Origin of the sequence: Methylobacterium sp. Leaf465, assembly GCF_001424705.1 — a bacterium.
GTDB lineage: Bacteria > Pseudomonadota > Alphaproteobacteria > Rhizobiales > Beijerinckiaceae > Methylobacterium.
In genome coordinates this window covers 1-13,463 of sequence record NZ_LMRA01000011.1, presented here as the reverse complement: position 1 = coordinate 13,463, position 13,463 = coordinate 1, and the positions used below count along the sequence as shown (strand labels likewise).

General features: G+C 69.7%; 10 protein-coding genes, 1 tRNA gene and 1 pseudogene. 5 read left to right on the top strand and 7 right to left on the bottom strand.

Annotation, left to right across the window (positions count from 1 at the left end; all coding sequences use genetic code 11):
• Nucleotides 1-18: 18 nt before the first annotated feature.
• On the bottom strand, nt 19-1,500 hold the full coding sequence (locus ASG51_RS08400) for a PAS domain-containing methyl-accepting chemotaxis protein (RefSeq protein ID WP_056380218.1): 1,482 nt from the start codon (nt 1,498-1,500) through the stop codon (nt 19-21).
• A gap of 555 nt (nt 1,501-2,055) precedes the next feature.
• Here ASG51_RS08400 and rpsU point away from each other — a divergent pair.
• A complete protein-coding gene (gene rpsU, locus ASG51_RS08395; protein ID WP_055957071.1) occupies nt 2,056-2,370 on the top strand; it encodes a 30S ribosomal protein S21 in 315 nt (104 codons plus the stop codon).
• A 117-nt stretch (nt 2,371-2,487) separates the two neighbouring features.
• Here the strand turns inward: rpsU and ASG51_RS08390 are convergent, their stop codons facing one another.
• On the bottom strand, nt 2,488-2,880 hold the full coding sequence (locus ASG51_RS08390) for a response regulator (RefSeq protein ID WP_056216533.1): 393 nt from the start codon (nt 2,878-2,880) through the stop codon (nt 2,488-2,490).
• A gap of 470 nt (nt 2,881-3,350) precedes the next feature.
• On the opposite strand from ASG51_RS08390, the gene ASG51_RS08385 reads away from it, so the two are divergent.
• Together ASG51_RS08385 and ASG51_RS08380 are read left to right on the top strand one after the other, a co-directional pair.
• Nucleotides 3,351-4,142, top strand: coding sequence for a class II glutamine amidotransferase (locus ASG51_RS08385; protein WP_056216531.1), 792 nt, complete (start codon nt 3,351-3,353; stop codon nt 4,140-4,142).
• 85 nt (nt 4,143-4,227) lie between these two features.
• Complete coding sequence (locus ASG51_RS08380) at nt 4,228-5,670, top strand: NAD-dependent succinate-semialdehyde dehydrogenase (protein ID WP_056380257.1); 1,443 nt, start codon at nt 4,228-4,230, stop codon at nt 5,668-5,670.
• A gap of 178 nt (nt 5,671-5,848) precedes the next feature.
• Here the strand turns inward: ASG51_RS08380 and ASG51_RS08375 are convergent, their stop codons facing one another.
• Genes ASG51_RS08375 through ASG51_RS08360 form a run of 4 tightly spaced genes read right to left on the bottom strand, consistent with a single transcriptional unit; the run spans nt 5,849 to nt 8,793 of the window.
• Entirely contained in the window at nt 5,849-6,058 is a 210-nt protein-coding gene (locus ASG51_RS08375) for a SlyX family protein (protein ID WP_056277927.1), read from the bottom strand.
• Nucleotides 6,055-6,852 (bottom strand): rhodanese-like domain-containing protein, encoded by a 798-nt coding sequence (locus ASG51_RS08370; protein ID WP_082501519.1) that lies wholly within the window; start codon nt 6,850-6,852, stop codon nt 6,055-6,057. The genes ASG51_RS08375 and ASG51_RS08370 overlap by 4 nt, the downstream gene beginning before the upstream one ends.
• Nucleotides 6,853-6,904: 52 nt before the next feature.
• Entirely contained in the window at nt 6,905-7,786 is an 882-nt protein-coding gene (locus ASG51_RS08365; protein WP_082504675.1) for an AprI/Inh family metalloprotease inhibitor, read from the bottom strand.
• 41 nt (nt 7,787-7,827) lie between these two features.
• Nucleotides 7,828-8,793: a 2-hydroxyacid dehydrogenase gene (locus ASG51_RS08360; RefSeq protein ID WP_056380213.1), complete on the bottom strand. Its 966-nt coding sequence runs from the start codon at nt 8,791-8,793 to the stop codon at nt 7,828-7,830.
• Nucleotides 8,794-9,033: 240 nt separating this feature from the next.
• On the opposite strand from ASG51_RS08360, the gene leuC reads away from it, so the two are divergent.
• Nucleotides 9,034-10,449 carry a 3-isopropylmalate dehydratase large subunit gene (gene leuC, locus ASG51_RS08355; protein ID WP_056216518.1) on the top strand — a complete coding sequence of 472 codons (1,416 nt, stop codon included), beginning with the start codon at nt 9,034-9,036 and terminating at the stop codon, nt 10,447-10,449.
• A gap of 106 nt (nt 10,450-10,555) precedes the next feature.
• Nucleotides 10,556-10,640: transfer RNA gene (locus tag ASG51_RS08350), tRNA-Leu, on the top strand.
• A 1,635-nt stretch (nt 10,641-12,275) separates the two neighbouring features.
• Here the strand turns inward: ASG51_RS08350 and ASG51_RS23270 are convergent.
• A pseudogene (locus ASG51_RS23270) lies at nt 12,276-13,018 on the bottom strand (IS5 family transposase).
• Nucleotides 13,019-13,463 lie beyond the last annotated feature (445 nt).

Here is a 13,463-nt window from a genome sequence, read left to right as displayed (position 1 = left end):
CGGGAGGTCGGCGCGGGCCTAGCGGGCGAGGACGCGGGCCGCGTCCTTCGTGGTCCCGACCGCGCGGGAGACCTGGCCGATCGAGTGGCCGATCGCCTGGATGTTCTGCGAGATCGCCGCGACCGCGCTCGCGGCGTGCTGCATGTTGCCCGACATGTCCTGGGTGACGACGCTCTGCTCCTCCACCGCCGCCGCCGTGCTGATGGCGTATTCGCGCATCTGCGCCACCGAGGCCTGGATGGTCTGGAGCGAGTCGCCCACCTGCCGGGAGACCGCTTGCACGTTGTCGATCTCGCCGGTGATCTGCTCGGTGGCCCGCGCCGCCTGGTTGGCGAGGTTCTTCACCTCCTGAGCCACCACCGCGAATCCGCGGCCCGCCTCGCCGGCCCGGGCCGACTCGATCGTCGCGTTGAGCGCCAGCAGGTTGATCTGGCCCGCGATGGTCTGGATCAGGCCGACGATGCCGCTCATCGCACCCGCGGCCTGGGTGAGCTTCTGCGTCGCCTCGGCGGCGGCCACCACCTGGCCCTGCGCCGCCTCGGTGGCGATCCGCGAATGGGCCATGCTCTGCGAGATCTCGGCGACGGAGGCGGCGAGTTCCTCGGAGGCCGCCGCCATGGTCTGGACGTTGCTGGCGGTGGTGCTGGCCGCGGCGTCGGCGTCCCGCGTCTGCGTGTTGGAAAGGAGCACCGCCCCGTCGATCTCGCCGAAATTCTGGGCGATCAGCCGGCGCAGGTTCTCGAGGAGCGTCACCTGCGCGGTGATGTCGGTGGCGAACTTGACGACCTTGTAGGGCCGTCCGCCGGCATCGAGGATCGGGTTGTAGGAGGCCTCGATCCAGACCTCGCGCCCGCCCTTGGCGACGCGCTTGTACTGGGCGGCCTGATAGGTGCCCTCGCGCAGCCGGTCCCAGAACTCGGCATAGGCGGCGCCGTCGCGCTCCGCGGGTTCCACGAACATCCGGTGATGCCGGCCGACGATCTCCGGCAGAGTGTAGCCGACGGCGGCGAGGAAGTTCGCGTTGGCGTCGAGCACGGTGCCGTCGAGGGAAAAGGAGATCACCGCCTGGGCCTTGTGCAGGGCGGCGAGCTGGCCCTGCACGTCGGCGTCCTGCATCTTCTGCCGCGTGACGTCGGTGGCGAACTTCACCACCTTGTAGGGCTTGCCGGCCCCGTCGAGGATCGGGTTGTAGGAGGCCTCGATCCAGACCTCGCGCCCGCCCTTGGCGATGCGCTTGTACTGGGCGGCCTCGTATTCGCCCCGGCGCAGCTTGGCCCAGAAGGCGGCGTAGGCGGGGCTGTCGCGCTCGGCGGGGGCGACGAAGAGGCTGTGCGGCTGCCCGCGGATCTCGGTCAGGTCGTAGCCGATGACGGCGAGGAAGTTCGGATTGGCGGTGATCACCGTCCCATCGAGGTTGAACTCGATGATGCCCTGCGACTTGTCGAGGGCCGCCAGTTTCGCGGCTGTCTCGGCGGTCGTCCTCGTCCTCAGACCCAGCATCGTACGCCCCAGAGTCAGAACCCCGGAAGGGCTCAGGTCGCAGTTCTCGGTCATCGCGCCGGATGAGTCCGCTGCTGCGCACAGAAACTCCGACACAAAAATTAAAGATCAGAAAATTCGTGCGCTCCCACAACCGATTGGGCAACCATTCGTGCTTCGCGTGACCCGCCTTGTCCGGGCTAAAGCCCCGGAACGCGCGCTTCATCTTGTCGAGCGCCCGTCGTTGCCGCATCGGACGTCGGCGACCACTTCGGAATCCTTGGAGCACGCGCCCCCGGTGCTGCCTGCGTCCTGGAGGCGACAGCGCCCGCGGTTTGTCCCACCGGCGCGGCGATAATGCGCCCCGGCCACGGCGAGGCGTGTTGGAACTCGCGGGCGGTTGGTGTATGAGCCTGCCCCAAGTGCAGTTTCTGCGCCGATTCGAGGCCGTCTGATGGACGTCCCGCCCGGGGGAGATCCCGGGTCCGGGACGTTTTGCAGTTCGCGTCGCGGGGCTCCGGGCGGGTCTCAGGGTCGGCGCCGCCCAACAAACATCGTTTCAGAGGATTGAAACCGTTGCAGGTACTCGTTCGCGACAACAACGTCGACCAAGCCCTCCGCGTCCTGAAGAAGAAGATGCAGCGCGAGGGCATCTTCCGCGAGATGAAGCAGCGCAAGGCCTACGAGAAGCCTTCCGTCCGCAAGGCTCGTGAGAAGGCCGAGGCCGTGCGCCGCGCCCGCAAGCAGGCCCGCAAGACCGCGATCCGCGAGGGCCTGATCGCCGCGCCGAAGCCGAAGCCCCGTTTCGGCGCCGGTGCGCCGCGTCGTCCGGGCGGTTCGCCGTTCGCGCCGACCGCTCCGACCGTGCTGCCGCCCGCCGGCAACGCCTGAGGCGCGACACGGCCCGCGACGGCCGCGGTGCGCATTGCACCGGCCGTCGCCTGTCATGGACATACGGAAAAGCCCGGTCGCCTTGCGGCCGGGCTTTTCCGCGTTGGGGCGAGACCCTCAGGCGGCCCGGGCCGCCACCGTCGCGTGCTCGGCCTGGACCAGCACGTCGAGGGCGCGCCAGGGCTTCGGCATGTAGACCGCCTGGGCCGGCAGGGCCTCGACCCCGCGGGCATCGCCGCCGGAGGTGAGGACGACGCGGACATCCGGCCAGCGCCGCCCGACGGCGCTGGCCAGGGCGATCCCGTCCATGCCGGCGCCCAGTCGCACGTCGGCGAAGAGCAGGGCGACGTTGCCGCCGGCGCGCTCCAGCACCGAGATCGCGGCCTCGGCCGTGTCGCAGGCGATGACGTCGAGGTCGCTTTCCTCCAGGACCGCCGTCGCGAGGTTGCGGACATCGGCGTCGTCCTCGACCACGAGGGCGATCGGGCAGGGGGCGTGTGAGCGGTCCATGAAGTCTCCTCGTCGGGCGTTTGGGTGGCGAACGCGCGGAATGCAGGGCGGGACGCGGTACGCGGGCGGCACGGAGCCGCCGTTCGCGTCCCAGCCTTGTCCAATCGAATGACTGATTCTCGGCGGGTGATGCTGCGCCGCCACGGTGCGGGGGGCAAGAGTCCGAATCCATGTTCCGGCCATGCGGTTCCCGCATCGATGATCGCGTTCGCCGCCGCATTCCCGCCGGGCTCGCATGATGAATGGGCTGCGGGCCGCCATCGACCGGGCAGGGCCCGGGCCCGACGGTGCGCCTCTTGCATCACGGGTTCTGCAGGAGGCCGGGCCCGTGGCGCGCGTTAACCATTCGTTTACTACGTTAGCGTGAATATCATGGTCGTGCGGATCGCACAGGTTGTATAAGGCGGACGCTGCCCGAGGGCGGCGACCGGGTCGGTCGAATCGTCGAGATCAGGGGGTGTTCGTCCGTCATGTGCCGCTTTCTCGCCTATTCCGGTGAGCCGGTCTTCCTGACCGACCTCGTCTGCGCACCGACGCACTCGCTGGTCCACCAGTCGCTCCACGCGGCCGAGGCGAAGACGGAAACCAACGGCGACGGCTTCGGCATCGGTTGGTACGGCGAGCGGGTCGATCCGGGCCTGTACCGCGACGTCTGCCCGGCCTGGTCGGACGAGAACCTGGTCAACCTCTGCCAGCAGGTGCGGGCGCGGATGTTCTTCGCCCACGTGCGGGCCTCCACGGGCACCGCCACCACCCGGGCGAACTGCCACCCCTTCACCCATGGCCGCCACCTCTTCATGCACAACGGCCAGATCGGCGGCTATCACCGCATCAAGCGCCGCATCGAGGCGCTGATCCCCGACGCGCTCTACGACGACCGGCGCGGCACCACCGATTCCGAGGCGATCTTCCTGCTGGCCCTGGGCAACGGCCTCGCCGAGGACCCGATCGGCGCCATGCACAAGACCCTGGCCACGGTGCGCGAGCTGATGCGGGCGGCCGAGGCGACCGAGCCCCTGCGCTTCACCGCCGTCGTCACCGACGGCGACACCCTCACGGCCTTCCGCTGGGCCTGCGACAGCAGCCCGCCCAGCCTGTACTACCGCCAGACCGAGACCGGCCTCGTCGTCGTCTCCGAGCCGATCGACGGCTGCCGCGACGGCTGGAAGGTCGTCCCCAAGGGCGGCACGCTCCAGGCCCGCCGCGGCGGCCCGGTGATCGTCACCGGCCCCGAGGCCGTGGCCGCGCGCATCGCCGCCTGACGACGCCCCGGCCCTCCCGGATAAGGGTTGCGGCCTGCGTGCGAAGGGCGGACAACCCCGCTCGATTGCCATGCGGGAGACGCCGATGACGTATCCGAACGTGACGCTGCACATCGCCGGGGCCTGGACCGACGGGGCCGGCGCGGAGACCCTGCCGGTGCTGAACCCGGCCACCGGCGAAACCCTCGGCACCCTGGCGGTGGCGACGCGGGCCGATCTCGACCGGGCGCTGGCGGCGGCCGAACGGGGCTTCGCCGCCTGGCGGAAGGTCTCGGCCTACGAGCGCGCCAAGGTGCTGCGCCGGGCCGCCGACCTCCTGCGGACGCGTGTGGAGGACATCGCCCGCCTCATGACCCTGGAGCAGGGCAAGCCCCTGGCCGAGGCGCGGGTGGAGATCCTGGCGGGGGCCGACGTCACCGACTGGTTCGCGGAAGAGGGCCGCCGCGCCTACGGCCGGATCATCCCGGCCCGCGCCGACGGCGTCGTGCAGATGGTTCTGCGCGAGCCGGTCGGCCCGGTGGCGGCGTTCACGCCCTGGAACTTCCCCATCAACCAGGCGGTGCGCAAGGTGGCGGCCGCCCTCTGCGCCGGCTGCTCGGTGATCCTGAAGGGACCCGAGGACACCCCGGCGAGCTGCGCGGCGATGATCCGGGCCTTCCTCGACGCCGGCGTCCCGGGCGACGTGCTCTCCCTGGTCTACGGCGATCCGGCCGCGATCTCCGGCTACCTCATCCCGCACCCCGTCATCGCCAAGATGTCGTTCACGGGCTCGACCCCGGTGGGCAAGGAGCTCGCTGCGCTGGCGGGCCGGCACATGAAGCGGGCGACGATGGAGCTCGGCGGCCACGCGCCCGCGATCGTGTTCGGGGACGCCGACGTCGAGACCGCCGTGGCGGTGCTCGGAGCCAACAAGTTCCGCAATGCCGGCCAGGTCTGCGTCGCCCCGACCCGGATGCTGGTGCACGAATCCGTCTACGACCGGTTCCGCGATGGCTTCGTGGCCTTCGCCGAGGGGCGCAAGGTCGGCGACGGGCTCGACCCCGAGACCACCATGGGTCCGCTCATCCACGCCCGGCGCCTGGAGGCGATGGAGAGCCTCTGCGCCGACGCGGTGGCGCAGGGCGCCGAGCTGCGCACCGGCGGCCAGCGCATCGGCAACCGCGGCAACTTCTTCGCGCCGACGGTGCTCTGCGACGTGCCGGCCACCGCCCGCATCATGAACGAGGAGCCCTTCGGCCCGGTGGCGCTGATCCAGCGCTTCTCCGACGACGCGGATGCCTATGCCGAGGCCAACCGGCTCCCCTACGGCCTGGCCGCCTACGCCTATACCCGCTCGGCCTTCCGCGCCGTCGAGGTCGCGGCGCGGGTCCAGAGCGGCATGGTGGGCATCAACCACCACGGCCTCGCCTTCCCCGAGACGCCCTTCGGCGGCGTCAAGGATTCCGGCTACGGCAGCGAGGGCGGCTCGGAGGCCCTGGAGGCCTACCTGACCACGAAGTTCGTCAGCCAGGCGAGCGTCGTGGGGTAGGGGACGTCGGGCCGTCGCGCATCGCGGATCATCCCTCCCCCCTCTGCGGGGGAGGGTGCCTGCGGAGCAGGCGGGAGAGGGGTCGACCTCTCCGGAAACAGCGCTCCCCTCTCCCGACCCGCTTCGCGGGCCACCCTCTCCCGCAGGGGGGGAGAGGGATCCCGCGGCGACCGTCCCGTCAATAATGCGGTGGAGGCGGCTCCGGGGCGCCGGAGGCCGGGCGGTGGGAGGCCTGCTCCACCTCCTCCACGAGCTTGGCCATCTGCCGGGTGAGGGCGTCGATCTGGCGCCACTGGGCCGTGATCGTGGCGTTGAGGTCGTCGATCACCACGTCCTGCTCGGTGAGGCGCATCTCCAGGGCGTCGATGCGGGCGGAGAGATCGGTCATCGCGGCGTCTCGGAGATCAGGGGCTCGGATATCCGGGGCTCGGACATCAACGTCTCGGGCGCGTGGTCGGGCCGCTCCACCAGGGCGGGGCCGAGGGCGATCCGGCCGTCGAACACGAAGCAGTCGCCCGTCCAGCGGTTCTCGGCCTCCGGCACCGTCTCCAGGTAGCGCAGGATGCCGCCTTCGAGGTGGCGCACGTCGGGAAAGCCCTTCGCGCGCATGTAGGCCCCGGCCTTCTCGCAGCGGATGCCGCCGGTGCAGAACATCGCCACGCGGGGATGCGCCGCCGGATCGAGGCCGTCGACATAAGCGCGGAAGGCGCTGAACCGGGTGATGCCCGGATCGACCGCGCCGGGGAAGCTGCCCAGCGCCACCTCGAAGGCGTTGCGGGTGTCGATCAGGAGCAGGCCGGGCGTGTCGAGAAGGGCGTTCCAGGCCTCCGGCGCCACGGGGGTGCCAGCGCCCGTGGCCGCGTCGGTGGCGCCGTCGTCGAAGGTGACGATCTCGCGCTTCAGCCGGACCTTGAGCTGCCGGAACGGCGGCGCTTCGGCCTGCGAGCGCTTGACGTCGAGGCCGGCGAGGCGGCCGCCGAAGAGCGGGCCTTCGCGCAGCGCGGCGAGGAAGGCGTCGATGGCCGCGTCCGGGCCCGCCACCGTGCCGTTCAGGCCCTCCGGTGCCAGCAGCAGGGTGCCGGTGATCCCGAGTTCCGTGCACAGGGCCTGGAGCGGCGCCTGCAGGGTGGCGACGTCCGGCAGGGCGACGAACTGGTAGAGGGCGGCGACGGTCAGCGGCATCGGGGGTGATCGGCGGGGCAAGGGACTGGATTCGGGGTTCAGGGGAGGGGGCTCACGGGGCGGCGGGCTCCACCCGGCGCAGCACGAAGGTGGTGCCGACCTCCGGGTCGCGGCGCCAGCGCCCGTCCCCGGTGGCGACCAGGTTCACGATGTGGCCGCGGCGGGCGTTGAGGGTGAGGTGCCCGTTGGCGAAGCGCCAGGAGACCGGATCGAACACCGTCAGGCCGCCGTCGCGGCAATGGTCGAGGATGCGCACCGGCGCCGGCGCGGTGCCGGGCGTCAGCTCGATGCGGCAGACGTCCTGTTCGCGGTAGCGGTCGAGGGCGTAGGTGCCGGGGGCCGGGGCGTCGCCCGCCGGCGCGGCCTCGGGCGCCGGGGCGCTGCGCGCGTCCGGGGCGGCGCTGCCGGCACCGGCAGAGCCGGCACCGGCGTAGCCGGCGCCGGGGCTGGTGGGCACCGCGTCGGTCGGCGGCACCATCGCGACGATCTGGAGCGGCACCAGGCTGAAATGCTCGTCGCCCGCGGCGGCCACGAGGCTGCGGGCATCGACCCGGGCGCTGAACTGCAGCACCGGCCGGACGTCCTTGTCGACCAGGCGCAGGTTGCCGTCGGTGAAGAGCCAGCCGGCAACGCCGTTGAGGATCGGCAGGGCCCGCCGGCACCCGGCCGGGAAGGACAGACGCCGGCCGGCCGGACCGCTCGCGCCCGCTAGGGTCAGGACGCAGCGCCGGGTGCTGCCGTCCCGCGACAGGTCCCAGGTGCCCGGCACCCCGGCGATGTCGCGGGGCAGGGTCTCGACGAAGGGCACTTCGGGCGCGGCGGGCGCCGGCGCGGCGCTCGATGCGGGCGCCTCCTGGGGCGGGGCGGTCTCCTGCGCCAGGGCCGGTGTCGCCAGCGCCAGGGCCAGGGCGGCGATGCGGCAAGCGCGGCTCATGCCTCCGCCGATCATGCCTCGGTCGATCCTCTCTGGGCCGATCATGCCTGGGCCGTCCAGGGCGTCTCCGGCACCGGGGTGAGGGGGCCGCGTCCGTCGAACCAGGCGACGAGGTTGTCCACCACGAGCCGGCCCATGGCCGCCCGGGTCTCCACCGAGGCCGAGCCCACATGGGGCAGGAGCACCACGTGGTCCATGGCCACGAGCTCGGGGGGCACGTGCGGCTCGCGGGCGAAGACGTCGAGGCCGGCCCCCAGGATGGTGCCCGCCTGGAGGGCCCCGATCAGCGCCGCCTCGTCGATGAGGCTGCCGCGGGCGACGTTGACGAGGAGGCCCTGCGGCCCCAGCGCCTCCAGCACCGCCGCATCGACGATCCCGTTGGTCTCCGGCCCGCCGGGCGCCACCACCATCAGAACGTCGGAGGCCTCGGCGAGGCCCCGCAGGGTGGGGTGGTAGGCGTAAGCGACGTCCGCCTGCGGCCGGCGGCCGTGGTAGGCGATGGCGACGCCGAAGCCCTCCAGGCGCCGGGCGATGGCCCGACCGATCCGCCCGAGGCCGAGGATGCCCACGGTGCGCCCGCGCAGGGTCGGGGTCAGCGGATAGGTCCGCTGCGGCCAGTGCCCGGCGCGCAGGTGGCGCTCGGCCTGGGGGATCTGGCGCACGGTGGCCAGGAGCAGGCCCAGCGCGAGGTCGGCCACCTCGTCGGTGAGGACGTCCGGGGTGTTCGTCACGACGACGCCTTGGGCGGCCGCCGCCGCCGTGTCGATGGTGTCGTAGCCGACGCCGAAGCTCGCCACGATCTCGAGGCCGGGCAGGCGCGCCAGCAGGGCTTGGTCCACCGGCGCCTGGGCCCCCGTGGCGAGGCCGCGGATGCGCGGGCCGGTCTCGGCCAGGAAGGCTTGCGGATCGGGGACGGTGTCGAGCCGGTGCAGGGTGAAGCGCTCGGCGACGGCATCCATGACGTCGGGATGCATCGCCTTGAGCATCAGGATGTCGATGGGCGGCATGGGGGGCTCGGCGACGATCGGGATCCGGTCGAAGCCTGGGCGGCTCCGCGCCGACAGCTTTAGGCCGCGGGTCCGGACCGGTCCAGTGACCTTCGGCGGCCCGCGCGCCGCCCCATGCGGGCGCCTCCGGGCTGCCATCCGCCGGGCGCAGCCGGGCCCCCACTTTCGCTGCACGCCTTGGAACACTACTAAAGGGAGACCGACCTCCGTTTCCCGACGAACAACCAGAACAGCCACGCCATGACCGCGCCGCGCACCCTCTACGACAAGATCTGGGACGACCACGTCGTCGATGTCGAGCCCGACGGCTCCACGCTCCTCTACATCGACCGCCACCTCGTCCACGAGGTCACCAGCCCCCAGGCCTTCGAGGGCCTGCGCGTGGCCGGGCGCCGGGTGCGCCACCCCGAGAAGACCCTCGCGGTGGTCGATCACAACGTGCAGACCTCCGACCGCCGCTTCGGCATCGAAGATCCGGAGAGCCGCATCCAGCTCGAGGCGCTGGCCGAGAACGTGCGCGACTTCGGCATCGAGTTCTACGACGCCCTCGACCGCCGCCAGGGCATCGTCCACGTGATCGGGCCGGAGCAGGGCTTCACCCTGCCGGGCCAGACCATCGTCTGCGGCGACAGCCACACCTCGACCCACGGCGCCTTCGGGGCGCTCGCCCACGGCATCGGCACCTCGGAGGTGGAGCACGTGCTCGCCACCCAGACGCTGCTGCAGAAGAAGGCGAAGAACATGCGCGTCAGCGTCGACGGCACCCTGCCGCCGGGCGTGACGGCCAAGGACATCATCCTGGCGATCATCGGCGAGATCGGCACCGCCGGCGGCACCGGCTACGTCATCGAGTATGCCGGCTCGGCCATCCGCGCCCTCTCGATGGAGGGCCGGATGACCATCTGCAACATGTCGATCGAGGGCGGCGCCCGCGCCGGCCTGGTGGCGCCGGACGCCACCACCTACGCCTATGTCGAGGGCCGGCCGAAGGCGCCCCAGGGCGAGGCCTTCGCCCGCGCCAGGGCCTACTGGGAGAGCCTCGTCACCGACGAAGGCGCCCATTTCGACCGCGAGGTGCGCCTGGACGCCGCCAACCTGCCGCCCATCGTCAGCTGGGGCACCAGCCCCGAGGACGTGGTCTCGATCTCCGGCGCCGTGCCCGATCCGTCGCGGATCGCGGACGAGAACAAGCGCCAGTCGAAGGAGCAGGCCCTGAGCTACATGGGCCTGACCCCCGGCACCAAGATCACCGACATCACCCTCGACCGGGTCTTCATCGGCTCCTGCACCAACGGCCGCATCGAGGACCTGCGGGCGGTGGCCCAGATGGTGGAGGGCCGGAAGGTCCACGCCAACGTCTCCGCCATGGTGGTGCCGGGCTCCGGCCTGGTGAAGCAGCAGGCCGAGGCGGAGGGCCTCGACCGCATCCTCAAGGCGGCCGGCTTCGACTGGCGCGAGCCGGGCTGCTCCATGTGCCTCGGCATGAACGCCGACCGCCTGAGCCCGAACGAACGCTGCGCCTCGACCTCGAACCGCAACTTCGAGGGCCGCCAGGGCCACCGCGGCCGCACCCACCTCGTCTCCCCCGCCATGGCAGCGGCGGCGGCCGTGGCCGGCCGATTCGTCGACATCCGCGAGTGGCGCCGCGAGGCCTGAACCACAATCGACGGGCCGGCCGAAAAATCCGCTGCGATCCGGATTGACGACCGGCCCCGCCCCGCCTAAACGAAACCCGCGTCGGCGCCGCAAGCGGCCCCGGCGAGCCCAGGTGGCGGAATTGGTAGACGCGCTGGTTTCAGGTACCAGTCTTGCAAGAGGTGAAGGTTCGAGTCCTTTCCTGGGCACCACATGATTTCTAACGCACTGAAATCATGATATTTTCCGCGGTTCTTCCTGCGCCATGTCGACCGGTGCGGGAGAGATGGAAGCCTGACGAGCCAAGCGCGCCTTGTCCGCGGTTCGTGTCTCGGTCGCATTCTCCCGATATCCTGGCACCCCTTCGCATCGAGCCTTGAGCCGCGTTCCGTGCGCCGCCGTCGGCATGGGCGTGGCCGTGATGGGCATCCGCAGGGTGCTCCGGACCCGCCCCGATATCGCGGACTGCGTCGAGGCCCGTCGCTTCGTGATCCCGGATACGGCTTCGTGGGCCGCGGGGCTGAGGAGATGCATTCGGCAGACCCGCCTGTGACGCCACTTCACGCGCCCGAACCCTGCTCAGCCCCGCCGGCACCCGCCGCGTGGGGCTTTTTCGGATCTGAGCCCAGGTTTACTCCCGAGAAGCGCCATCGCGAGAGGCCCGCATGTTCGCGCAGAACGCTTGTCCCTTCGGCCTCCGCCGCAGCACCTCCCGGGCGCGATGGACGGGGTTCTCGCAGCGATCCCGGTCGCCCGGCCCGAGATGACCAGTGCCCCCTCTGGATGTCGTCCGTCCAGTCAGACACGTTCCGCGTCAGCCCAGCGGTTGAGAGCCCAAGTTCGTGCCCCCGGTCATGCAGAAGGCCTTCGCCCCGGTGCGCGACCGCCAGGAATACCTGGCCGCCAGGAAGTCCTGACCCTCAGGAATACCGGCCTCGTCTGCGCGCCGATGAGCCGATCGACCGTTGCGAACGCCCTCAGGTCGCGATCCCCTCATGCGCGTTCATGGCCGACTCTTCCCTTTGCGTTCGAACTTCCCCTGATCGCAGGCGAGGTCTCGGCGAATCCCAGCGGCCGTCATGGATGGCGGGGCGTCTGCGTGTTCAGCCACATCGCTCAGGCCGCCTTCACCAGGGTGCGCCACAGCCTGCTTCGTCGCCTCATGGCCGCTCAGCGCGCATCCGACAGTGCCGTGGTGCAGCGGGAATCCCATGCGCCGCCCAAAGCCGGGCTGGCCCCGTAGCGATCTCCACGCGGTCGATCCGCCCGACGAAGACGCCGTCGTCCCTGGCCGCGTCGTCGCGCCGAGTCGCGGCGATCAGGCCACGTCCGGCTCCCGGTGATCGCCATGGCTACGGCTTCTTCCACAGCACGGCGGCAGCATTCCCGCCGTTTCTCTCGGCAGAATCGCACGCGTCGGTCCCATCCATTATGGGACCGACGCGCGGCGGGCTCTGATGCCATTTTCTGAGCCCGAGCTGAAACCGGAAACGGAAGTTTCACCTCGGGCTCGAAAAAGTGTTGCCGGTTGAAGGACTTGAACCTTCGGCCTGCCGCTTATCAGACGGTTGCCTGGTCCGCCATCATTCGGTGAAGATGCGATACCCTGAACAGCGGGCCCATCTGTGCTCGCCATCGGCGTCCCTGCGCTCCTCCTCGAAGACACTGAAGCCGAATCAAGCCGTGCGAATGCTGGCACGGCCGGTGCGGCGCCATCCGTCATATTGAAGCCTTGCTTGGGTATGTCGGGATTCTTCTGAAAGAGGTTATCTCCGGCAGATGATTACGGTCATAGAAACCCGACACTCTGGACCAGATCAGGGTAGTGTTCGACTCGAAACTCATGATCAGAAGCTGACGGTAGCGGCGATGCAGACGGCAGTCAGGTAGTTGATAGCCGACCGGTCGTATCGTGTGGCGATGCGGCGGAAGTCCTTGAGGCGCCCGAACATGCGCTTGATGGCGTTGCGTTCCTTGTACAGGACGGGAGAGAAACACGGCTTCCATCGCCGGTTGGACTTGGGCGGGATGTTGGGCGCCGCCCCCGTCACTTCGATCTGTCGATGGATGGCGTCGCTGTCGTAGCCCTTGTCGGCCAACATGATCCGGCACGCTGACGCGCGCTCCAAAAGTTGCGCTCCTGCCTTGCAGTCGGCCACCTGTCCGCCCGTCAACAGGAAGGCGAGCGGGCGGCAGAACCGGCCGGTGAGGGCGTGGATTTTGGTCGTGCGTCCACCCCGCGAGCGGCCAATGGCTTGGCTTTGGCCCCCCCCCCCCCCTTTTTTACACCGGAGGCGCAGCGATTCGCCTTCACGACCGAGGAGTCGATCAGCACCGGGGAGGGCGGTCCACCGGCCCGGGTCTGGGTCTTGAAGAGATCACCCCAGACCCCCTTGGCCGCCCCGCGCACGAAGTGATTGTACAGGGTCTTTTTCGGGCCGTACATCTCACGCGGGGTGTCAGTCTAACGCCCGCCGGACTTCAACTCGTCGCTGATCCTGCTGATCACGCGTCGGTCATCGACGCGCACCTTGCCCCGGGTGTCGATCGGCAGATGCGAAGCGATCTTCGCAAACTGATCCTCCGTCAATCAAAACTCGGCCCTTGGCGCCTCCTTCACCCCGAAGGAATCACAGGCACGCCCGCCAAGCCAAACTTATGGGTCCGGAGCCGAATACGTTACCGAAACTTCACCTGCTTCCGTTGCTTAAATGCGACACACATTTGATATGAAACGCTTTAAAAGCCTGGATGAAATCGCATGAATTCTTCTGCAAATAGCATATTAAATTTATGCAAACAGCAATACCCTAATGCTTGTATTATAGGATATTAATTCATCTTATAATATTGGCTCATTGCTTTTCGCAATTTTCGAACGGTGACCCATGCTTCCCACGTTGTGGTGCTGGAGCACCCTTGTTTGGGAAACTGCTAATGTATGTCGCTTCGGATCTTTTCGGGATTGGCCGTAACAACGGCTTGACCAGTGTCGCCGGCCTCGACGTGGCGGTGGGCGCGCTTCAGCCCCACGC